Here is a 21281-nt window from a genome sequence, read left to right on the forward strand (position 1 = left end):
TAGTTTGCTCTTTGATTTTCATTGAGTATAAGTTCATTTTCATACGAGCTGGACTAGTGCCTATTCTAAGGCACTAGCTCCTGCTACGATTTCTGTAATTTCTTGTGTAATCGCCGCCTGTCTGGCACGGTTATACTGGATAGTCAAATCATTGATAACTTTTTTAGCATTATCTGTCGCTGTTTGCATAGCCGTCATCCCTGCAGCATTTTCAGCTGTCTTGGCATCGATAATAGCACCGTAAATCATACTTTCTGCAAACTGAGGCAATAGTTGATCCAAGATTTCTTCACGACTAGTCTCAAGCTCAAAAGTCAAGCTATAGCTATCATCTGCTTCATTTGGGTCCAAGTCGACAATTGGAAGCATCTGCTCCACACGCATTTGACTTGTCAGTGTATTCACGTGGTGGTTGTAGCAAACATAGAGCTCATCAAATAGCTCATTTTGATACATTTCAATGGTTTTTGAAATAATCTTGCGAACTTCATCGAAGCTTGGTTGACTTGCGAGACCACGCAATTCATAAATTGGCTGAATACCACGAGCTTTAAAGAAGTCTGCTCCCATACCACCGATACAGATAACTTCAAAATCATCACCTGATGGATGGTATTCCTTCTGAATTTCCATGACGGCCTTCAAGATTGAAGAGTTATAGCCTCCAACAAGACCTCGGTCAGAAGTAATGACGATATAGCCTGTTTTCTTGACCGGGCGGCTAATCAACATCGGATTTGTTGATCCACCTGCTCCATCCCCGTGAAGGATATCTGTAAGGAGTTTACGAACTTTTTGAGCATAAATCTGGAAGTTGCGTGCAGCTTCTTCAGAACGACCTAACTTAGCTGCAGAAACCATCTGCATGGCGTTAGTAATTTGACTAGTATTTTTCGTTGAGGCGATTTTTGTTTTAATATCATTTAGAGATACTGCCATCTGACACCTCTATTCTTATTGGAAGCTGGATTGGTTGAGAAACTCAGTAATCGCAGCATCCAAGACTGCTTCTTCTGGCAAGTCTTTTGTTTCACGAATAGTTTCCAAAATCTCTGGATGTTGCGCATCAAAGAAGGCATGGAATTCTTCCTCAAAACGAACAATATCATCAACTGATATAGTATCCAAGAATCCATGAGTCAAGGCATACAGAATGGTTACTTGTTTCTCAACAGGTAATGGTTTATGAACAGGTTGTTTCAATACTTCTACAGTACGACGACCACGGTTCAATTTAGCCTGAGTAGCAGCATCCAAGTCTGAACCAAACTTAGTGAAGGCTTCCAACTCTCGGTATGAAGCAAGGTCGATACGAAGAGTACCAGCAACCTTCTTCATGGCTTTAATCTGAGCCGAACCACCAACACGAGATACAGAAGAACCCGCATCAATAGCTGGACGAATACCCGCATTAAAGAGACTATCACTTAGGAAGATTTGTCCATCCGTAATAGAGATTACGTTTGTGGCAATATAGGCTGAGATATCTCCAGCTTGGGTCTCGATAAATGGAAGAGCCGTGATAGATCCACCGCCAAGCTCATCTGAAACTTTAGCAGAACGCTCAAGTAGACGGCTGTGAAGGTAGAAGACATCTCCTGGGAAGGCCTCACGACCTGGTGGACGACGGAGCAAGAGAGAAAGTTCACGATAAGCTACCGCTTGTTTAGATAGGTCATCATAAACAATCAAGACATGCTTTCCTTGGTACATGAACTCCTCTGCCATAGCAACCCCTGCATAAGGAGCAAGGAAGAGCAATGGAGAAGGTTGTGAAGCTGAGGCTGTCACAACGATTGTGTAATCCAAGGCACCGTACTGACGAAGTGTTTCTACTTGTGTACGAACTGTTGATTCTTTTTGTCCAATCGCTACATAGATACAAATCATATCTTGACCTTTTTGGTTCAAGATAGCGTCAATAGCGATAGTTGTCTTCCCTGTTTGACGGTCACCAATGATCAACTCACGTTGCCCACGACCGATTGGAACAAGGGCGTCAATAGCTTTCAAACCTGTTTGCAATGGTTCTGAGACAGACTTACGTTGCATGACACCAGGAGCTGGTGCTTCAACTGGACGAGTCTTATCTGTGTTAATCGGACCCAAACCGTCTACAGGACGACCAAGGGGATCGACAACACGTCCAATCAAGCTATCACCAACTGGAACTTCCATGATTTTCCCTGTACGACGAATTGTATCGCCTTCACGGATATCTGTAAAGTCTCCAAGTATGATAATACCGACATCTGTTGATTCCAAGTTTTGCGCCATACCATAAGAGCCATTTTCAAAAACCAACAGCTCACCACTCATGGCATTTTCGAGGCCATGAGCACGCGCAATCCCGTCACCGATGTAGGTTACAACACCAGTTTCAGTCACATCAAAATTGGGTTTGAAATTTTCAATTTGTTGCTTAATTAAAGCGCTGATTTCTTGTGCGTTAATTGCCAAAAGAACACCACTTTCTATTTCAAATTTTCCTTAACAACTTTAAGTTGTTGTTTAATACTAACATCAATTGTCTTGTGATTGGCAAAAATAACAAAACCACCAATTAGACTTTCATCGATTTTTTCTTTAATACTCCGCACTTTAAGAGACATTTTTCTCTCTATCAATGGGAGCAAACGTTCCTTCTGTTCATCTGTTAAAGGATGGGCAGAAGTAATTGTCACTTCAAACCGATTGGTTTCTTTTTCAAGACGATTCAAGCAATCTACAATCACATCATAAAACAGGTTTGATCTGTGATTGTAAAGTAGAACCTCGATAAAGTTTTGTACTAAGGGTGACACAGAGTCCTGGAAAAAACGAACCGTTTTTTCTTTATCCGACTCATCTACTGCCACTTGCGCCAAAAAAGAAGGCAAGCCTGTTTCTTCAGCGACTTGCTTGATTTGAGCCAAGTCAGAAAAGATGCGGTCTTCTTCTCCTTTTTCAATCACTAATTGGACAAAAGGCATGCTGTATTTTTCAATTACCTTTAGTGTCTTTTTGTCCATTAAGCTTCTCCTAGCTGATCAATACACTGATCAATGAGTTCTTTATGGGCCTGACCGTCAAGGTTTTGAGAGATAATTTTCCAGCAAGACTGATTGTTAAGTCTGCCACCTCTCCCTTAACACTTTGTATAGCTTCAGCTTTATTTTGAGCAATTTCTTGGTTGGCTTTTTCTTTTAAGCGACCTGCTTCAAGTTTAGCTTCAGCTAAGATGTCGGCTTTACTTTTCTCAGCTGTTTCCTTTGCATTCTCGATAATCGTTTTAGCTTCGGTACGGCTACCTGCTAGCTCAGCTTCTCGCTTACTTGCTAGTTCCTCAGCCTTTTTACGAGCTAGCTCAGCTCCATCAATATCTGAAGAAATTTTTTCAGCACGTTGATCCAAAATACTGGTAATATTTCCCCAAGCATATTTCTTAACTAAAAAAATTAATAAAAGGAAGGAACCAGCGATAAGAATAAAGTCACCGATAATGGTACTAATAGTTAAATCCATCTTCTAATCCTCCTCTACTTACTCTTCCTCACCATTTACCTTTTTACCAATGTACATAGAAGACAACATGGTAAATACATACGCTTGAATACATGAAATGAAAATTGAAAAGGCTGTCCATAACATGTTTGCAATAAAGGCAAAAGGATACCAATACAAGGCATATTGTGACAAGGCTAATAGCAATCCTGCCAAGACCTCACCGGCGAAAATATTTCCGTAAATCCGAATCGCCAAAGAGGCAAAATTGGTGAACTCTTCTAAAATGTTCATCGGAGTCATGAAGCCAGGTGTAACAAATGCTCTCAAATATTCTTTAACGCCTCTACGACGAATTCCTTCTACATGAGCGATCATGGTGATCAATAAGGAGAGGGATAAATCGTATCCAAGGTTAGCTGTTGGGGAAGTCCACAAGTTATAACCGTTTGTTGTTTGTACTTTTGCCATTAAGCCAATATTATTGGCAACCAAGATAAACAGAAATAGAGAGAACAAGAACAAGGAATAATCCTTGATGTATGAATCTCCAATGTTTGGTTTGGCAAAACTAATCACAAAGTCATAAATCATCTCAAGAGCATTCTGTTTGCCCTTTGGACGGATGGCCATTTTACGACTTGCCCAGTAGACAAAGGCAAAAACCATCAAAACAGTTACAAGAGACATGGCAAGTAGGGTCAAATCAAAGGATACTGGTCCAATATCTAAGGTCGGATTTACACTTTCTTCCATGGTTTGACACCTCCTTCTCTAAATAGAGTGGTCTATTTAATGACGAATGCCATCGCCAAGGTTACAAAGAAGGTACCTTCTACAAAAGCAACACCGAGAATTAAAAGGCTACGTAGTTGATCAATAATTTCAGGTTGACGGGCAGATGCTTTGAAAAGATTACTCATAATCAAACCCTCTGCAATAGATACACCCATACAGGCAAGACAAAGTCCGAAAAATGTTAAATTCATGATGAATTCTCCTTTTTTAATTTAAATTTACTTCCTTAGTTTAGCCCTAAAATTTGCTTTTGTCAAATTTTTACATACCTTGTAAGCGTTTCAGAAGAAATATTTCTACTTTTACTATTTTTAAAGTAAAAATGCTGTTTTTTCTCCAAAAAAGCTTCAAAAAATCTGTACATTTTACTTTTTCTGCAAACAAAAAAATCTGAGAAATAAAACTCAGATTTTTGATTTTTTTAGGCACGAACTGTGACGCTTGTTCCATCTTCTTTATAGAGATTAATGAGTCCTTCTTTGAGTGCACGAACCATGTCCCCTGCTTGCACAGGTTGTGGAACCTTGATAGTCAAAAGTTCCATTGGATTTGGTGCGCGATCGATTTTATTTCCTTTAGCATCGTGAAGGTCTTCAATATAAGTCTCAAAATGACGGAAGCCTGGTCCGTAGAACTCAACTTGGTCACCTTCATTGATAACGTTACGTTGGCGAATGGTTGCAGTCTGAGTCGCATCATCATAAGCTACTACTTCAGCAACAAACTTGTATTCTGGAATCTTACGACGAGCTCCGAAAAGTTGTTCATTTTCAGATGGTGTTCCGTAGTAGAAACCTGTAGCCAACTCACGTTGGGCAACCTTCCACATTTCATCAATCAAGTCTTGCTTAATAGCTTCAAACTTTTCAGGGCTCTCAAGATAGGCATCAACAGCAGCCTTGTAGCAGTTTGTAACTGTTGAAACATAGTGGATAGACTTCATACGGCCCTCAATCTTCAGACTGTCCACACCATTTTCAATCATATCTGGGATATGGTCAATCATCGACATATCAACAGCTGACATTGAAAATTCTTCAGGAATTTCTCCCTTTAGACTCTTACGTTCCTTACCGAACGGCATATCGTAAAGGTCATACTTCCAACGGCAAGATTGTGAACATCCACCACGGTTGGCGTCACGCATACTCATATGGTTAGAAAGAGTACAACGACCAGAGTATGAGATACACATAGCTCCATGGACGAAGGCTTCAATCTCAACGTCTGTACGTTTGCGAATCTCTGCCAATTCTTCCATAGAAACCTCACGCGCCAAAACGACACGAGTCAATCCAAGTTCTTTCCAGAATTCTAAAGTTTCATAGTTGGTTGCACTAGCTTGGGTAGAGAGGTGGATTTCAAGACCTGGTGCTTCTGTTGCTGCAATCATGATCAAGGCTGGATCAGACACGATAACCGCTGCAATGCCAATATCACGCAACTTACGGAACCATTCGCCGGCCCCTTCTTCGTTTCCCTCGTGCATGACCATATTAGCAGCTACATAAACCTTAGCACCGTACTTAGCAGCGAACTGAACTCCTTCTTCCATCTGTTCGAAAGTGAAGTTACCCGCGCGGCTACGAAGACCATAGGCCTGACCACCGATAAAGACTGCATCTGCTCCGTATTGAACAGCTACTTTTAGTTTTTCTAAAGTTCCTGCAGGTGATAAAACCTCAGGACGTTTTAAAGTTTTTGTCATTTTTTCTCCTATTTACAATATAAAAGTTTGACACCAATCTTAACTATTTTATAGTAAACAGGACGCAAAATCAAGCCTTGATTGATTGTTTAGACAATTTTAATTTTTAGCTTTTAATTTTTAGTTTCATCTAATAACCTTACTGAACAGTTTCAAATTGCCAACTAGTCCATCCTTTAAAGCGAATGGCACCTTGCTGGTTGGTATGGTGAACCTTACTAGTCTTGTCTTCCTTTTCTAGCACACTGGCTTGCTGTTGAGCTTTAAAGTTTTTCTTCTGATCTGCTGAAAGGACAGTGAGTTTAGGATTTAGCAGATTGAAATCCTCTAGACCTGATCGACCTTTGGAAGCCGTTTGGCCAGTTATGAGAACATCTACTTGTAGATTTGGATATTGCTTGGTTAATTCCTTTTCCTTGATATCATTAGCGAAAAGAAAGGTTTGATTTAAGAGTTTTCCATGGAGAAATAGGGAGTCCGAAACCTCTCCAGATTTATCTCCGCTTAGATGGCTCACCTCTAATCTACTGCCAAAGATAGACAAGTCTTCTCCCTTTTTAATGGCTCCTACCTTGTTCTTACTACTCTTCAACTTTTCTACAAAAACTTTTTGCTCTAAAATCCCCTCTGGCAATAAAATTTCACCTATTTCAAAAGCCTTAGTTAACTCTAGTAGATTTCCTAGTTGCTTAGCATCACCAGTTGTTAAAACTAACTGGTCAATCTTAGCCACACCTCGACTTTTCAGATAGGGAATCAAGTTTCGCTGGACAGTGCTCGATGAAACCTTCTCCTGCCAGCCCTCTTTCTTTTCACTTTCTTTCTCCCTTCCGACATCAATCAGGATAGTCTTTCCAGTCATATCCCTCAAAAAAATACTACTTCCTTGGTCCATAGCTAAAACTGTGATTTCATTTTCAATCGGGTGCTTGGTTACTAAAAAGAGAGAAGCAACTAAGAAAGCTAATAAAGTTAGTCTTTTGAAGTTTTTTCTAAGGTCATAGAGTAATGCCAATGCGATTAAGAGTGCCAGTAAAATCCAAACACTTGGCTGACCAAAGACAATCGGACGACTTGATAGTTGATAAACAAAGCGTATGATACTTTCTAACAATTCAAAGATAAAGTTAAACTGAGTGAACGGGTATATCATTGACAAACAAAAGAGAATTGATAAGAGGGGCAATAAAACCATGTCAAATAAGAAAGAAAAGGCAAAAGTTAGGACAATTGACCACGGTTGAAATTCAGAAAAGTAAAACGATAAAATTGGCAAGATTCCCAAGGAAATAATGAAACTCTCTCTGACAACAGCTTTTACGCCTTGACCTTCTTTACTAGTCATAGTTAGGATAAAGGCATAGGCGCAGGAAAGAACTCCTCCAGCAGTTAGGAAAAAGTTTGGCATGACTATAAACAAAAGGAGGACTGTCATAGCAAAGTTATCCAAGCCCTTAAAACCATGCTGGGACAAGATTTTTTGTAGCAGACTTCTAATCACAGATGCTGAAAATCCTGTCAATCCTGCATAAAACAAAGAAAATGGATAAGCTAACCATTTGAACTTCTCTTGAGTCATACCCAAACGCAAGAGTGACTTTCTAAATGCATCCATAAAGAATCCGACTTGCATTCCTGACAAAGCAAAAAGGTGAATAATTCCTAGACTGGAATAGAGTTCATTCATTTCCTCAAAGTCTGTGTCCAAGTAGCCTAATAACAGACCTGTCATATAATTGCGCATGGGGTCGGGAAAATTCCTTTTTATCCAGACAACTGCTTTTCTTCGCAAACTAGATAAATTTTCTCCAATATCCCAACTGCTCGTGGCTTTCATATCTGAAATTTTCGAAATGGTCAAGGTTTGATAAATCCCTTGACTTTTTAGATAGTTGCGATAATCAAAGCCAGCAAAATTTCTTGCCCCTTGAGGGCTAGCTAATTTCCCTTCCAAAGTAATATCATACAAATCTGTTACATTTTGAAAGTCTTCTTTTTCTGCTTCTGATTGAAGTTTATAATAGACCTGAAACATTCGTCCTTCAGCTTTACCACGAAAAGAAAGACTGTCCCCATTCACCTTGATGGTGTCAGGTAATATTCGAACAGTTTCGACAGAAGAAAGCAAGTTTTGACTAGCTTCTTCTTGTTGCCATTTTTGAAATAAAAACCAACTAGCAAATAGTCCACAAATCAGAAGAACCTTTAGTACAACTTTCCAAGGATGGTGGATAAAAAGACAAAATACTAAAAATACAAACCCCAAAAGTGCTAGAAAACTAGCTGAAAAGATTGTATAGTAAAGCCAGAGCAAGAGAAAGCTGAGATAGATTTTGGGAATTGGAAAGCAACTAATCCACTGTGACATACTCTTTTAACTTTTCTATCGTTTTTGCGCCAATACCAGAAACCTTTTTGAGCTCATCTACTGACTTAAACTTACCATTGGACTCACGATGGTCAATAATGTCCTGAGCGCGTTTAGCACCTAATCCTTTGACTTGTTTTAACTCTTCAAGACTGGCTTTATTGAGATTAACCTTCTTGCTTTCCTTATTTCCAGTAGCATTTGAATAAGACTCTTGGTTAGCTGCTTCTTCCTTAGTCGGGACATAGACCAGCGCTTCATCACTAATCTTCTGGGCAAGGTTGATAGACTTACTATCAGCATTATCTATCAAGCCACCAGCTTTCTGGACAGCATCATTGACCCGACTTCCCACTGGTAAATCATAGATTCCAGGTGATTTGACGGCACCTTTGACATCTACAGTAATCAAATCTTGCTCCACCGCTTCTTCTTTTTTCTCTTTCTGGGTCTTCTCCTCTTTTTCGGTAGTTGAATCCTTTGAAATAGCTGCAACTTCAGTCTGAAAATTGCTTTCCTTGGCAGGTGCTTGAATTGATGGTTTCAGCAGGAAAAATCCACCCAAGACCAAACCCAAACTAGCACAGATAACAATGATTTTGTATTCTTTGATTTTCTCAATAAGTTCTTCCATATTTTCTCCTCTCTTAGCTTATTCGTAAGAGAAAGAAAAAAACAGCTGAAAAAACTTTTCAACTGCTTACTTATTTGCAAAATAATCTTCCTTGGTTAAAACATAATGTACACGTGTTACAATTCGTCCCGGTTCTTTATTATCCATTCTGGCATATGGTTCTTCGTGAGAAAAGTGCATGCCTGATTTCTCCATGACTTTTCCTGACGCAGGATTATCCTTATCGTGAAGGGCCGTCAACTTATTCATCCCAATCTTTTCAAAAGCCAGTTCAATTACAGCTCTATTGGCTTCTGTCGTCAAACCTTGATTCCAATATTTTTGATTGATAATGTAACCAATGGCTGCCTTCTTAAGAACAGTATCCATCTTGTGCAGGTCAATGGTTCCGATAAACTCTCCTGTACTTTTTAATTCAATTCCCCATCGGCCCAATGGATTGGCTAGATAAAACTGGGCAATATTATTCTTTGTTTCCTCTAAACTTTGATTGGTTGGAAAAGTGTAGCGCGTATTTTCTTTATTTGAAGCATACTCAAACATAGCTTCTGCATCATCAAGTGTTACAGGTCTAAGCACTAAGCGTTCTGTTTCGATAATTTGATGCTTCGCTAGTTTGATAAATAGTGATTCCATTGCCCATTCCTCCCTTTTTCTTTGGAAAAAAATATTTTCTAAAAGCTTAACAAAAAATGCAGTAGAAATCAATAATTTTTCTTGATTTTCCAAGGGGTTTCATATAAAATAAGAACATCACAAGAAAAGACTGGGTTCTTCCCGTGATGATTTAGTATAAGAACCTAGATGTTAAATAAGGAGCAAATCTCTATGTTAATTGGAATTCCAAAGGAAATTAAAAATAATGAAAATCGTGTTGCTTTGACACCTGCTGGTGTACAGAGTCTTGTTGGTCGTGGTCACCGAGTCCTCATCGAAACAAATGCAGGTCTTGGATCTGGCTTTGCTGATGCTGACTATGAAAAGCAAGGAGCAGAAATTGTCGCAACTGCTGCTGAAGCCTGGGCTGCAGAGTTAGTTGTTAAAGTCAAGGAACCCCTTGCTAGTGAGTACCAGTTCTTGCGTGAGGATTTACTTCTCTTCACCTACTTGCACATGGCAGCTGCTCCAGAATTGGCTGATGCTATGCTTACAGCTAAAACAACTGGTGTTGCTTATGAGACAGTTCGTGATACTCAAGGGCAACTCCCTCTATTGGTTCCAATGAGTGAGGTTGCTGGTCGTATGGCAGTCCAAATCGGAGCTCATTTCTTGACTAAACAAGCTGGCGGTTCTGGTGTTCTCTTGGGTGGTGTTCCAGGTGTACCAAAAGGAAAAGTAACCATTATCGGTGGTGGTGTCGTTGGTACACATGCAGCTCGTATCGCTCTTGGTTTGGGAGCTCAAGTAACTATTCTTGATATCAGCGCTAAGCGCCTCTCTGTCCTAGAAGATGTCTTTGGTCACCAAATCCAAACACTCATGTCTAACCCATTTAATATCGAAGCAAGTGTGCGTGAAGCAGACGTTGTTATCGGTGCAGTTTTGATCCCTGGTGCCAAAGCACCAAAATTGGTGACCGATGACATGGTTCAACAAATGCGTCCTGGTTCTGTCATCGTCGACGTTGCTGTAGACCAAGGTGGTGTTATTGCAACAGCTGACCGTGTGACAACTCATGATGAACCTGTCTATGAAAAACATGGTGTTCTTCACTATGCGGTTGCCAACATTCCTGGAGCTGTTGCTCGCACATCTACCATCGCCCTTACAAATGTGACTCTTCCTTATATCGAAGCCTTGGCAGGTAAAGGATTTAAGAAAGCTATCCTTGAAGACGCAGGCTTGCTTGAAGGTGTGACAACCTATCAAGGATACCTCACCAGTCAACCAGTTGCAGAAGGCTTGGAACGTGACTTCACTTCAATCAGTGAACTTGTCTAAAATGATTTATAAATTAATACTACAAAAATAAGAGGCTGGGACAAAAGTCCTAGCCTCTCATTTGTCTTTGGATTGTCGAGCAAGACGCAGTGGTTGAGTGGGCTCTTCTACGCTGATTTCATCAGCTTTTACAGCCCTACTCAACTGTGCGGAGGTGGGACGACGAAATCGAATTCTAACGAATTACCGATTTCTGTCCCACTCTCTTTATCTTTATTCTGTTTCTTCTTGATTTTCTTCAGCTTTGACAGGTCGAGGTTCATAGGCTCTGATAATTTGAGCGACAACTGGGTGGCGAACCACATCCTTGGCTGAGAAATGAACAAAGTCAATTTGGTGAATGTTCTTAAGTTTTTCTTGGGCATCAATCAAACCTGACTTTACATTACGCGGTAGGTCAATCTGACTAATATCCCCATTGACAATCATCTTAGAATTAAATCCAAGACGTGTCAAGAACATCTTCATCTGCATGATGGTTGTATTTTGGGCTTCATCCAAAATGACAAAGGCATCATCCAAGGTACGTCCACGCATATAGGCCAAAGGTGCAATCTCAATAATTTCTCTCTCCATGAGACGAGTTGTTTGGTCTTTCCCTAAGATCTGATATAAAGCATCATAAACTGGACGAAGATAAGGATCAACCTTTTCCTTGAGATCTCCTGGAAGAAATCCTAGACTCTCTCCTGCTTCTACTGCTGGACGTGTCAGAATAATACGCTTGACTTGCCCACGCTTGAGAGCTGTTACGGCTAAGGTAACTGCTAGGAAGGTTTTACCTGTCCCTGCTGGCCCAATACCAAAGGTCACATCGTGTTGTTTGACACTATCCACATAAAGCTTTTGACCCAAGGTTTTAACACGGATAGGCTTGCCTGTATTATCCTTAATAATCTCTTCTTCATAGAGGGCGACAAACTTATCGATTTCATTATTCTTAACCATGGTAATAGCTGTCACTACATCCGGAGTTCCAACGGTCATTCCACGATTGACCAAAACCATCAGGGCTTGAATAACTTGTCGGGCTTCCTCACAAGCTGACTCTTCCCCCAAGACTTGTACAATCTCTGTACGAGCGTGGATGATGACACCTAACTCATCCTCCATCAAACGAAGGTGGCGCTCATTAGAACCAAAAAGATGAAATAAATCATCTGGATGACTAAGCTGAATGTCTATTGAATGTTCCTTCAAATAAAGAACCTCTCTAACTCTTTTAATTTTATATAATGTTTCGTTTGCTTTTAGTAGTTAAAAAGTCGATTAGGACCTAGTAAAAGTTAAACTGAATGACTATATTATAGCAAAGAGGCTGAGAAATTACTATCCCCAACCCCATCTAGTAGCCTTAATGTTCTAGATATTCTTGCCAAATTCGATCAAAGTCTCCCATATTAAAGGAAAAGCTAGCATGTTCCTCTAAAAAACGACTGACTTGATCGAAATCATCTGTATGCTTTGGGAAGGCAGACTCCTCAAAGGCCAAATCCGCTAAAATTGCTTTTGAACTATTGCTTTTAGGATTGCGTTCGGTCATGAGCCAAGTATAAAATGATTTTCTCATAAGCCTCCCTAGATTAGTTCCGTACCAAACTGGTCTTGTTTAATTTTACCAGCCTTCATCAAACCACCGAGCGCTTTTTTAAATTGACCTTTAGAGATACCAAAGGTTGCCTTGATATCATCTGGCGCTGACTTGTCATTCAGGGTCATGAAGCCACCATTGCTTTCCAAGTAAGTCAAGATCATCTGCGCATCGTTTTCCAACATCTCAAAAGAACGTGGTTTTAGTGAAAGATTGAGTGTGCGATCCACCTCACGGAAGCCAATAACACGTACATCTAACACTTGCCCCAAACGTGGCTCTGCATAACGCTCACTTGGATGGATGAAGCCAAGCATGTTATTTTCTGGCAGGTAAACAAAAGTTCCTGACAACTTGAGACGATAAACAATGGCTGGCCAGTTTTGGTTCTGCATGTTATTGTAGGCAGGACGAGCCAATCGTTGGAAGTCTTCCTGATAAGCCAATACGCCCCAGATACGGTCCTTCTTGTCCACTTCTAGACGAATGTATAGGCGATCGCCTTTCTTTGGCCAAAGTTCTTTAAGCTCAGGTAGAATATCCAGTGACACAACGATTTCCTTGTCAGGAAGACCTGTATCAACAAAGACACCCAAATCCTTACGAACTTCTGTTACGGTTCCCCAACCAAATTGGTCCTGAGTGGCAGTGACCTCTATAGTTGTCAAACGTAGTTTTTGCTTCATATCCGTGTAGGCAAAACCTTTGACCGTATCCCCCACTGTATGCTGACCTTCTTCCTTAGCAAGAGCATAGGTTTGACCATCCTTTTGAACAAAGTAAAAACGGTCATTTTCATCGATGATGAGTCCAACGATAAAACTTGCAAGATTTGTATTCATATTTCCTTCTTTCGAATAAAACTCAGCCAGCAATGCCAACTGAGTTTTTCTGTTTATTTCTTAGACTTCCAAGATTTCTTTTTCTTTATTGGCAGTCATTTCGTCGATGTGTTTAACAGCATCGTCTGTCGCTTTTTGAATATCTTTTTCAAGAGTCTTCAATTCATCTTCAGTGATTTCTTTAGCTTTTTCTTGTTTTTTAGCTTCATCCATAGCGTCACGACGGATATTACGGATAGCAACTTTAGCATTCTCACCAACTTTTTTCACTTCTTTAGCGAGATCACGACGAGTTTCTTCTGTGAGAGCTGGGATTACCAAACGAATAACAGAACCATCGTTAGCTGGCGTGATACCTAGGTCTGAAGCATTCAAAGCACGTTCGATATCTTTCAAAGATGATTTGTCAAATGGTGTTACCAACAAGACACGCGCTTCTGGGATTGTGATAGAAGCAATTTGGTTAAGTGGTGTTTCAACACCATAGTACTCAACGTGGATGCGGTCAAGCAAGCTAGCATTAGCACGGCCAGCACGAATACTTCCAAACTCACGAGCAAGTGAGTGGTGAGATTGAGTCATTCTCTCTTTTGCTTTTTCTACGATTGCGTTTGCCATAATGATTTCTTATTCCTTTTCTTCGATATTATTTGAAACTGTAGTTCCGATATTTTCACCAAATACAACACGTTTAATATTCCCTGGTTGGTTCATGTTGAAAACTACCAAGTCAATATCATTGTCCATTGAAAGTGTTGAAGCAGTTGAGTCCATGATACGGAGACCTTTATTAATGACATCACGGTGAGTCAACTCTTCAAATTTAACGGCTGTCTTATCCTTTTTGGGATCAGCGTTATAGACACCGTCAACACCATTCTTAGCCATCAAGATAGCGTCCGCTTCAATCTCTGCTGCACGAAGGGCGGCTGTTGTATCTGTTGAGAAGTATGGTGATCCAATTCCCGCACCAAAGATAACAATGCGTCCTTTTTCAAGATGACGAAGTGCACGTCCACGAACGTAAGGTTCTGCTACTTGTTGCATGGCAATGGCTGTTTGCACACGAGTATCCACACCCACTTGTTGCAATGAATCTGCCATCACAAGAGCATTCATAACTGTTCCAAGCATTCCTGTGTAGTCTGCCTGAACACGATCCATTCCAGCTTCTGCCGCAGGTTCTCCACGCCAGAGATTTCCTCCACCAATAACGAGGGCAATCTCAATACCTAAGTTATGTACTTCCTGAATTTCTTCAGCCATTGCTTGAACAGTTTTGATATCAATTCCGACACCACGTTCCCCAGCAAGGGCCTCACCTGATAACTTAATCAAAATACGTTTATATTTGGGTTCCACCTGACTTCGCTCCTTTATTTTATTCAAACTATTTTATCACAATTTCTAAGATTTTTATAGTATCATGAGTATTTCTTTTAAAAAAATTAGATAGTTAAAAATTCCTCTAAATCAGCCAAGGCACGCTCTGCAATTTTTTCATAACGAGCCTTCTTATCACGAATGCGTTCACCTTCCAATTCCTTGATAATTCCGAAATTGACGTTCATTGGTTGGAAATGTTTGCTGTCCGCATGGGTGATGTAATGAGCTAGACTGCCAATTGCAGTCGTTTCTGGGAAAATAGCAGGACTTTCTCCCTTGAAAAGACGAGCTGCGTTAATACCAGCTACTAGACCTGATGCCGCTGACTCAACATAGCCTTCCACTCCAGTCATCTGACCAGCAAAGAAGAGATTTGGTTGTTTCTTAGAACGGTAGGTCTGTTCAAGAAGATTTGGTGAATCCATGTAAGAATTACGGTGCATCACTCCATAACGGACAAACTCCGCATTTTCAAGACCTGGAATCATTTGGAAAACACGTTTTTGTTCTCCCCATTTGAGGTGGGTTTGGAATCCAACGATATTATAAAGACTTCCAGCAGCATTGTCCTGACGAAGCTGAACTACAGCGTATGGTGTCTTAAATTCTCCGTCACGAGGACCTGTGTAATCGTCTGGATACTCTAAACCAACTGGTTTCATAGGACCATAGAGCATGGTTTTGATACCCCGTTTAGCCATAACTTCGATCGGCATGCATCCTTCAAAATACTTTTCTTTTTCAAAAGAATTTAACGGAGCTTCTTCCGCATTGACCAAGGCTTCATGGAAATCCATAAATTCTTGCTTGGTCATAGGAGCATTGAGGTAGGCCGCTTCTCCCTTGTCATAACGAGATTTGAGATAAACCTTGTTCATATCAATCGTATTAACATCCACAATAGGCGCTGCAGCATCGTAGAAATAAAAACCGTCACCGCCATTAAGAGCGTGAATTTTCTCAGCAAGGGTATCACTAGTCAAAGGACCAGTCGCTACAACTGTAATAGCATCTGTTGGCAATTCTGTAATTTCGTCACGTACCACTTCAATCAAGGGATGATTAGCAATTTTTTCAGTGACCATTTGAGAAAAACCATCACGGTCAACCGCAAGTGCTCCTCCAGCAGGAACACGGGTTGCTTCAGCAGATTCCAAGATAACAGAACCCAAGCGACGCATTTCTTCCTTGAGGAGACCAACAGCATTTGTAAGTGCATCCCCTCGCAAGGAGTTGGAACAAACTAACTCGGCAAAATTGTCTGTTTTGTGCTGAGGTGTTGACTTGACACCACGCATTTCATACAGTTTAACAGGAATCCCACGTTCTGCGATTTGGTAAGCTGCTTCCGAACCTGCCAAACCAGCACCGATAACATTGATATAAGATTGAGACACGACACTAATACCTCTTTGGGAGTGTGAATTTCCTGAGTCAGGTTGAAAAAGTTCCCTCCGAACTTACTTCGCTTTCGAATTTCTTGGCTCAGGCTGAAAAAGTCAACAGGACTTTTTCACTCCCACAAATCTTTCTATTTTTTTCTTCTTCTAGTATAACAAAAAAAGGGAAGAAGGCAAACTTCCCTGTCTAGTTGTTTTCCTGATGTTCTTCCCATTCGTGGTAGGCAGCGTAGAGCTGGCTTTTGTTCCATTGGTAAATCTTCGCAACTTCCTTAATGGCTTGATTTTTCTTAATACCTTGCTGGATACGGACTTGAATTTCTAAGAACAAGTCAATTTCATCCTTATCCTCTACCTCCTGACTAGCACCTTCTACAATGAGAAGACATTCGCCTTTGAGCGGTGTTTCTGCGATGCTTTCCAGTAATTCTGAAATTTTTCCACGTTGGTATTCTTCAAAGATTTTAGTCAATTCTCTAACCAAGACCACCGAGCGATCATCGTAGACTTCTAGCATATTTTCTAGCGTATCTGCCACACGGTGGGGTGATTCATAGAAAATCTGAGTCTCAGGATAAGCTTTTTTTGCTTCGAAAAACTGCTTTTGCTGACCAGATTTTCGTGGTAAGAAACCATAAAAAGTGTGAGGTTGGGGTGCTAAACCGCTAGCAATCAAGGCAGAAATTCCTGCACTAGCTCCTGGAACTGTGACAACCGCGATGTCTTCTTCAATGGCAGACTTGACCAAATCATGCCCTGGATCGGAAATGCTAGGCATCCCTGCATCAGATACTTGGGCAAGATTTTGACCTTGCTTTAACAATTCGATCAAATCAGGAATTTTTTCCTTGGCATTATGCTCGTGAAAACTGATCTGTTTAGTCGAAATATCAAAATGCTTAAGCAAAAGTCCAGTATTACGAGTATCTTCAGCCGCAATCCAGTCGACCTCTTTCAAGGTCTGAATGGCGCGGAAAGTCATATCTTCTAGATTACCAATCGGCGTTGCGACTAGATAAAGCTTGCCATAGGGAGATTGTCCCTTAAAACTCTTTTGAATCTGCATACTTACTCCCTAAACAACAGTTCATCACAGAACATACATTCTGCATCCTGCTCTCGACGTTGGCCATAAAAGTCACGACAAACATGAAAACCGTCCTCATAAATGCGACGAACATTTTCCCTCACATGTTTAGTTTTGGATGGAGTTGTCTCCTCAACTTCTCCCAATCGTTCTCTCAATTTATCATTTTCTAAACGAAGAGCTGTATTTTCCTCTACCAGACTCTTGAGATTTTTTTTGATGGCTTCGACGTCTGCCAAGGTTACCAACAATTGCTGTGAAAAGTCATCTAAAGCATCAAATAATTCTTTTTTATTCATTACAGCCCTTTCTTTAATTTATCATTGCTTTAATTTTTTTGTAAAACCAGGTATTCCAAAGCGTTTTGAAAGCTGACATTGGCCCGCAACATTTTTCGAGCTTGAATGAGATTTTGCAAGATGTTCCGAGCTGAAACGTTGAAAATCTCCTGACCAGCTAATACTTCTAAAACCCTGATCACCTGATCTTGCTTTTCTTTATCATCAGCCAAACTCGTTAATTTTGCAACCTGCAAATAGGATTCTTTTTTATGGGCTAAAAGCCAAGCAAAAAGGCGTTCACTTTCATCTACTAGTGCCCAAAATCCTGCTTGATGCACAAGTTTATCAGCCTCCGTCTGAGACTGACTAAATTGGGCCAATAGTTTAGCTTTATTTTTTACTAAATCAGCCTGTTCAAGCTGAGATATTAGAGTTGGGACTTGTTTCTTAAATTGAAAAATCTGGGTCCGACTTCGAATCGTTGGCAACATTTGTTCTTCATCATTGGTCAAAAAGAATATGTATATTTCGCTCTGTGGTTCTTCAATAACCTTCAAGAGTGAATTTGCAGCATTCACATGCATTTTTTCCGCTTGTTCGATAATAAAAACCTGACGTTGATTTTCAATACCAGACTGGGAAAATTGACTGACTAATTCCCGAATACGCTCCGTCTTAATCACTTGATTCAGAGGTTTAATTATAGTCACATCAGGAAGCTCTTCCTGCTCAATCAATTTACAATTCCGACATTTTTCACAAGGAAAAATACCAGTTTTCTCACTACAAAAGAGACTTTTAGACAAGAAAAGGGCCATCTCTAAACTTCCAAAATTACCTGAAAAGAGATAGGCGTGATTGAGCTGCCCTTGCTCCAAGATATGAACAAACCGTTCAAATTGTAGAGGCTGACAAGCTCTTAATTGATCTTGTTTCATCTCCTTAATCCCATCCTATCAAAAAGTAGCTGCTGCGTGTTCGCAATCACTTGATCAAGTGGTAGGCTAGCATCGATTTTTACAATGCGGTTTGCTTCCTTTTCCAAAAGAGATAGATAACCCTGACGAACTTTTCGATGTAGGTTTAGGCCTTCCATGTCCAAACGATTGACTTCCCGATCACTGTTGGCAGCAATACGTGCCAGTCCCTCTTCGACCTCAATATCAAAATAAAGAGTCAAATCAGGTTTCAGTCCATCAGTTGCAAACTCATTAAGCCAATCAATAGCTTCTTTATCTAAACCACGCCCAAATCCCTGATAGGCAACTGAACTGTCAATAAAGCGGTCCATAATAACCAGTTTTCCAGCTGCAAGTGCTGGTAAGACCTTTTCCACCAAGTGTTGTCGACGACTGGCAATATAGAGGAGAAGCTCCGTCTTAGGATCCATTTCAGTATGACTAGGATCTAGAATCACTTCTCGAATCTTTTCTCCAATCAAAACCCCGCCTGGTTCACGAGTGCTTAAAACTTCTATTCCCCTATCCTCTAATATAGGGATTAGGGCTTCAAGAACGCTTGTCTTTCCCGCTCCCTCTGGTCCCTCAAGAGAGACTAAAAATCCTTTTGACATGTCTGACTCATTTCTATTTTTCTCTCTTCTATTCTATCAAAAAAATAGGGATTTGTGAAAAGCTTTTTTCATTTCGCTCTTTGTAATAAAAAAGAGGTTGAGTTTTAACTCTCACCTCTTATTTGCCTAATTCTTTAGTTCTTTTGTAGGCTTGGTTGACAGCGTCCATAACGGTTCCTCTAAAAGCATGTTCTTCTAGACTTGCTACACCAGCAATGGTCGAACCACCTGGGCTACAAACTTGATCTTTCAAGACTCCAGGATGTTGCTGACTTTCTAGGACCATTTGACCTGCACCAACTACTGTTTGAGCCGCCATTTTCAGAGCCATTTCTCTTGGCAATCCTGTCTGAACTCCTGCATCCGCCAATGCTTCGATAAAAAGATAGACAAAGGCAGGCCCACAACCTGCAAGCCCTGTCGCAGCATCTATTAAACTATCACTTATTTCAACTAACTGGCCAGCCTTGGCTAAAAATTGACAAAAAAGTTCATTGTCTTCTGGATGACAATTTGCAGACAAGGCATAGCTAATCACTCCTTGCCCAATAGCAACAGGTGTATTTGGCATGATGCGAATAATTCGGTGCTGACTTGGGATAAGACTTGCTAGTTTTTCTAAAGTCAATCCAGCTGCCATGGAAATCAAAAGAAGACTCTTTCTATTTTCAAGAATGGTCTGATATTGAGTAAGCAGTTCAGAGAATTGAGCTGGCTTCACTCCAAGAAAAATCACATCTGCTTCTGCAAAGATTTCGTCATTGCTAGAAGCCAGACCACCGAAGTTGGTAATAAAAGCTTCCACCTTGGCTTGACTACGATTGGCAAGGAAAATCTGATGACTAGTTTTTGCCTGCAAGACTACCTTAGCTAAACTAGCACCCATATTCCCCAAGCCGATAAATCCAATCTTCATCTCTTACTCCCTTATCTGTCCATCACCAGTAACTACATATTTGTAGCTGGTCAATTCCTTCAAGCCCATTGGACCACGCGCATGTAGTTTCTGAGTAGAAATCCCCATTTCACAACCAAGACCAAATTGGCCACCATCAGTGAAACGAGTCGAAGCATTGACATAAACCGCTGCAGAGTCTACTTGATCTGTAAAGTAAGTTGCCGCCTCAGCATTTTCAGTCACAACGGCATCCGAATGATGGGTACTGTGGGCCTCAATATGGGCAACCGCTTCTTCTAAACTGCTCACAACCTTAACAGCAAGGACATAGTCTAAAAACTCGGTGTCAAAGTCTTGGACCTCAGCTGCTTGACCTGAAACAAACTGGCTTGCTTTGCTATCTAGGCGGAATTGAATTGGTTCCAGACCAGCTTCTTTTCGATCTGCAACCAGCACTTGCTCCAAGCGAGGAAGGAAGCTTGCCGCCTTGTCTTCATGAACCAGCAGAACCTCCATGGCATTACAGACAGAAGGACGACTGGTTTTGGCATTATTGATGATAGACAGAGCCTTGTCTTCATCGGCATCCTTATCCACATAGACATGGACAATACCAGTCCCTGTCTCGATAACTGGCACAATAGCATTCTCAACGACAGCATTGATCAAGCCAGCCCCTCCACGAGGAATAAGAAGATCTAGAAACCCCTTAGCCTTCATCATAGCATAGCTACTTTCACGGCTAGTATCTTCCACCAGTTGAATGACATCTGGGTGAATAGTAGTTTTCTCCAAGCCCTCCTTCAAGGCTGTGACAATGGCATGAGCTGTTTGATAGGCATCCTTACCACTACGAAGAACAACCGCATTTCCACTCTTAAGAGCTAAAGTAGCTGCATCAGACGTCACATTTGGACGGCTTTCATAGATAATACCGATAACCCCCATGGCTACACGTTTCTTGGTGATGACCAGGCCGTTTTCAAGCTGACTAGTTTCTAAAACTTCACCGATTGGATCTGGTAAAGCAACTACTTCACGAATCCCAGTTGCCATAGCTTCTATACGCCCTGCATCCAAATAAAGACGATCCAGCATCACATCTGAGATTTTACCCTTTGCCGCTTCCATATCGAGGGCATTTGCCGCTAAAATTTCCTCAGTAGCTGCTAATAAGTGATCAGCCATGGCTAGCAAGGCTTGGTTTTTCACCTCTTCACTAGCTGTGTTGATTGATTTTTTAACAGCCTGTACCTGTTCAAATTGTTCTTGTGTACTTACCATAGTTTAC

22 protein-coding genes and 1 pseudogene are annotated in these 21281 nt (G+C 40.8%); 1 reads left to right on the plus strand and 22 read right to left on the minus strand.

All coding sequences use genetic code 11. The annotated features are described in order from the left end of the window. Nucleotides 1-60 precede the first annotated feature (60 nt). The 10 genes and pseudogenes from HMPREF2987_RS01740 to HMPREF2987_RS01785 all read right to left on the minus strand — a co-directional run bounded on the left by HMPREF2987_RS01740 (nt 61) and on the right by HMPREF2987_RS01785 (nt 9627). Nucleotides 61-939 (minus strand): F0F1 ATP synthase subunit gamma, encoded by an 879-nt coding sequence (locus tag HMPREF2987_RS01740; RefSeq protein ID WP_075229067.1) that lies wholly within the window; start codon nt 937-939, stop codon nt 61-63. 15 nt (nt 940-954) lie between these two features. After that, nucleotides 955-2460, minus strand: coding sequence for a F0F1 ATP synthase subunit alpha (gene atpA / locus HMPREF2987_RS01745; RefSeq protein ID WP_075229068.1), 1506 nt, complete (start codon nt 2458-2460; stop codon nt 955-957). Nucleotides 2461-2474: 14 nt separating this feature from the next. Then, the gene (locus HMPREF2987_RS01750; RefSeq protein ID WP_075229069.1) at nt 2475-3011 is read right to left on the minus strand and encodes a F0F1 ATP synthase subunit delta; all 537 of its coding nucleotides are present in this window, start codon (nt 3009-3011) and stop codon (nt 2475-2477) included. Beyond that, nucleotides 3011-3504, minus strand: a pseudogene (atpF, locus tag HMPREF2987_RS01755) (F0F1 ATP synthase subunit B). Before atpF ends, HMPREF2987_RS01750 begins: the two are co-directional and overlap by 1 nt. Before the next feature lie 18 nt (nt 3505-3522). Beyond that, on the minus strand, nt 3523-4239 hold the full coding sequence (gene atpB / locus HMPREF2987_RS01760) for a F0F1 ATP synthase subunit A (RefSeq protein ID WP_075229070.1): 717 nt from the start codon (nt 4237-4239) through the stop codon (nt 3523-3525). Nucleotides 4240-4271: 32 nt separating this feature from the next. Next, the gene (locus tag HMPREF2987_RS01765) at nt 4272-4472 is read right to left on the minus strand and encodes a F0F1 ATP synthase subunit C (protein ID WP_075229071.1); all 201 of its coding nucleotides are present in this window, start codon (nt 4470-4472) and stop codon (nt 4272-4274) included. A 230-nt stretch (nt 4473-4702) separates the two neighbouring features. Then, entirely contained in the window at nt 4703-5989 is a 1287-nt protein-coding gene (locus tag HMPREF2987_RS01770; RefSeq protein ID WP_000169115.1) for a peptidase U32 family protein, read from the minus strand. A gap of 139 nt (nt 5990-6128) precedes the next feature. Continuing rightward, a complete protein-coding gene (locus tag HMPREF2987_RS01775) occupies nt 6129-8357 on the minus strand; it encodes a ComEC/Rec2 family competence protein (protein ID WP_075229072.1) in 2229 nt (742 codons plus the stop codon). Then, nucleotides 8341-8991, minus strand: coding sequence for a helix-hairpin-helix domain-containing protein (locus HMPREF2987_RS01780; protein ID WP_075229073.1), 651 nt, complete (start codon nt 8989-8991; stop codon nt 8341-8343). Before HMPREF2987_RS01780 ends, HMPREF2987_RS01775 begins: the two co-directional genes overlap by 17 nt. Nucleotides 8992-9057: 66 nt before the next feature. Further along, nucleotides 9058-9627 carry a GNAT family N-acetyltransferase gene (locus HMPREF2987_RS01785; RefSeq protein WP_075229369.1) on the minus strand — a complete coding sequence of 190 codons (570 nt, stop codon included), beginning with the start codon at nt 9625-9627 and terminating at the stop codon, nt 9058-9060. 192 nt (nt 9628-9819) lie between these two features. Here HMPREF2987_RS01785 and ald point away from each other — a divergent pair, with 192 nt between their 5' ends. Further along, nucleotides 9820-10932 carry an alanine dehydrogenase gene (gene ald, locus HMPREF2987_RS01790; protein ID WP_075229074.1) on the plus strand — a complete coding sequence of 371 codons (1113 nt, stop codon included), beginning with the start codon at nt 9820-9822 and terminating at the stop codon, nt 10930-10932. Nucleotides 10933-11145: 213 nt separating this feature from the next. Here ald and HMPREF2987_RS01795 read toward each other — a convergent pair whose 3' ends face one another. The 12 genes from HMPREF2987_RS01795 to HMPREF2987_RS01850 form a co-directional block, all read right to left on the minus strand. Then, a complete protein-coding gene (locus HMPREF2987_RS01795) occupies nt 11146-12132 on the minus strand; it encodes a PhoH family protein (RefSeq protein ID WP_075229075.1) in 987 nt (328 codons plus the stop codon). Nucleotides 12133-12286: 154 nt separating this feature from the next. Next, the gene (locus tag HMPREF2987_RS01800) at nt 12287-12502 is read right to left on the minus strand and encodes a YozE family protein (protein ID WP_075229076.1); all 216 of its coding nucleotides are present in this window, start codon (nt 12500-12502) and stop codon (nt 12287-12289) included. An 8-nt stretch (nt 12503-12510) separates the two neighbouring features. Continuing rightward, complete coding sequence (gene cvfB, locus HMPREF2987_RS01805) at nt 12511-13365, minus strand: RNA-binding virulence regulatory protein CvfB (protein WP_075229077.1); 855 nt, start codon at nt 13363-13365, stop codon at nt 12511-12513. A 60-nt stretch (nt 13366-13425) separates the two neighbouring features. After that, on the minus strand, nt 13426-13983 hold the full coding sequence (frr, locus tag HMPREF2987_RS01810) for a ribosome recycling factor (protein WP_001262232.1): 558 nt from the start codon (nt 13981-13983) through the stop codon (nt 13426-13428). Nucleotides 13984-13992: 9 nt separating this feature from the next. Beyond that, on the minus strand, nt 13993-14727 hold the full coding sequence (gene pyrH, locus HMPREF2987_RS01815) for a UMP kinase (RefSeq protein ID WP_075229078.1): 735 nt from the start codon (nt 14725-14727) through the stop codon (nt 13993-13995). Nucleotides 14728-14813: 86 nt separating this feature from the next. Next, a complete protein-coding gene (gene trmFO / locus HMPREF2987_RS01820; RefSeq protein WP_075229079.1) occupies nt 14814-16148 on the minus strand; it encodes a methylenetetrahydrofolate--tRNA-(uracil(54)-C(5))-methyltransferase (FADH(2)-oxidizing) TrmFO in 1335 nt (444 codons plus the stop codon). Nucleotides 16149-16338: 190 nt separating this feature from the next. Beyond that, nucleotides 16339-17217 (minus strand): 16S rRNA (cytidine(1402)-2'-O)-methyltransferase, encoded by an 879-nt coding sequence (gene rsmI / locus HMPREF2987_RS01825; protein WP_075229080.1) that lies wholly within the window; start codon nt 17215-17217, stop codon nt 16339-16341. 2 nt (nt 17218-17219) lie between these two features. Beyond that, nucleotides 17220-17537 carry a DNA replication initiation control protein YabA gene (yabA, locus tag HMPREF2987_RS01830; RefSeq protein ID WP_070461008.1) on the minus strand — a complete coding sequence of 106 codons (318 nt, stop codon included), beginning with the start codon at nt 17535-17537 and terminating at the stop codon, nt 17220-17222. Nucleotides 17538-17566: 29 nt separating this feature from the next. Then, nucleotides 17567-18457, minus strand: a complete 891-nt coding sequence (locus HMPREF2987_RS01835; protein ID WP_075229081.1) for a DNA polymerase III subunit delta' — start codon at nt 18455-18457, stop codon at nt 17567-17569. Then, entirely contained in the window at nt 18454-19092 is a 639-nt protein-coding gene (tmk, locus tag HMPREF2987_RS01840) for a dTMP kinase (RefSeq protein WP_075229082.1), read from the minus strand. The genes HMPREF2987_RS01835 and tmk overlap by 4 nt, the downstream gene beginning before the upstream one ends. Before the next feature lie 118 nt (nt 19093-19210). Further along, complete coding sequence (gene proC, locus HMPREF2987_RS01845) at nt 19211-20008, minus strand: pyrroline-5-carboxylate reductase (RefSeq protein WP_075229083.1); 798 nt, start codon at nt 20006-20008, stop codon at nt 19211-19213. Between the two features lie 3 nt (nt 20009-20011). Further along, nucleotides 20012-21274, minus strand: coding sequence for a glutamate-5-semialdehyde dehydrogenase (locus tag HMPREF2987_RS01850; RefSeq protein WP_075229084.1), 1263 nt, complete (start codon nt 21272-21274; stop codon nt 20012-20014). Nucleotides 21275-21281 lie beyond the last annotated feature (7 nt).

It is taken from the genome of Streptococcus sp. HMSC067H01, from assembly GCF_001814775.1.
Classification (GTDB): domain Bacteria; phylum Bacillota; class Bacilli; order Lactobacillales; family Streptococcaceae; genus Streptococcus.

What these genes read in the sequence shown, in the direction of transcription:
- HMPREF2987_RS01740 (WP_075229067.1), bottom strand. Translation starts at nt 939, where the DNA reads ATGGCAGTATCTCTAAATGATATTAAAACAAAAATCGCCTCAACGAAA.
- HMPREF2987_RS01750 (WP_075229069.1), bottom strand. Translation starts at nt 3,011, where the DNA reads ATGGACAAAAAGACACTAAAGGTAATTGAAAAATACAGCATGCCTTTT.
- atpB (WP_075229070.1), bottom strand. Translation starts at nt 4,239, where the DNA reads ATGGAAGAAAGTGTAAATCCGACCTTAGATATTGGACCAGTATCCTTT.
- HMPREF2987_RS01765 (WP_075229071.1), bottom strand. Translation starts at nt 4,472, where the DNA reads ATGAATTTAACATTTTTCGGACTTTGTCTTGCCTGTATGGGTGTATCT.
- HMPREF2987_RS01770 (WP_000169115.1), bottom strand. Translation starts at nt 5,989, where the DNA reads ATGACAAAAACTTTAAAACGTCCTGAGGTTTTATCACCTGCAGGAACT.
- HMPREF2987_RS01775 (WP_075229072.1), bottom strand. Translation starts at nt 8,357, where the DNA reads ATGTCACAGTGGATTAGTTGCTTTCCAATTCCCAAAATCTATCTCAGC.
- HMPREF2987_RS01780 (WP_075229073.1), bottom strand. Translation starts at nt 8,991, where the DNA reads ATGGAAGAACTTATTGAGAAAATCAAAGAATACAAAATCATTGTTATC.
- HMPREF2987_RS01785 (WP_075229369.1), bottom strand. Translation starts at nt 9,627, where the DNA reads ATGGAATCACTATTTATCAAACTAGCGAAGCATCAAATTATCGAAACA.
- ald (WP_075229074.1), top strand. Translation starts at nt 9,820, where the DNA reads ATGTTAATTGGAATTCCAAAGGAAATTAAAAATAATGAAAATCGTGTT.
- HMPREF2987_RS01800 (WP_075229076.1), bottom strand. Translation starts at nt 12,502, where the DNA reads ATGAGAAAATCATTTTATACTTGGCTCATGACCGAACGCAATCCTAAA.
- cvfB (WP_075229077.1), bottom strand. Translation starts at nt 13,365, where the DNA reads ATGAATACAAATCTTGCAAGTTTTATCGTTGGACTCATCATCGATGAA.
- frr (WP_001262232.1), bottom strand. Translation starts at nt 13,983, where the DNA reads ATGGCAAACGCAATCGTAGAAAAAGCAAAAGAGAGAATGACTCAATCT.
- rsmI (WP_075229080.1), bottom strand. Translation starts at nt 17,217, where the DNA reads ATGCAGATTCAAAAGAGTTTTAAGGGACAATCTCCCTATGGCAAGCTT.
- yabA (WP_070461008.1), bottom strand. Translation starts at nt 17,537, where the DNA reads ATGAATAAAAAAGAATTATTTGATGCTTTAGATGACTTTTCACAGCAA.
- HMPREF2987_RS01835 (WP_075229081.1), bottom strand. Translation starts at nt 18,457, where the DNA reads ATGAAACAAGATCAATTAAGAGCTTGTCAGCCTCTACAATTTGAACGG.
- tmk (WP_075229082.1), bottom strand. Translation starts at nt 19,092, where the DNA reads ATGTCAAAAGGATTTTTAGTCTCTCTTGAGGGACCAGAGGGAGCGGGA.
- proC (WP_075229083.1), bottom strand. Translation starts at nt 20,008, where the DNA reads ATGAAGATTGGATTTATCGGCTTGGGGAATATGGGTGCTAGTTTAGCT.
- HMPREF2987_RS01850 (WP_075229084.1), bottom strand. Translation starts at nt 21,274, where the DNA reads ATGGTAAGTACACAAGAACAATTTGAACAGGTACAGGCTGTTAAAAAA.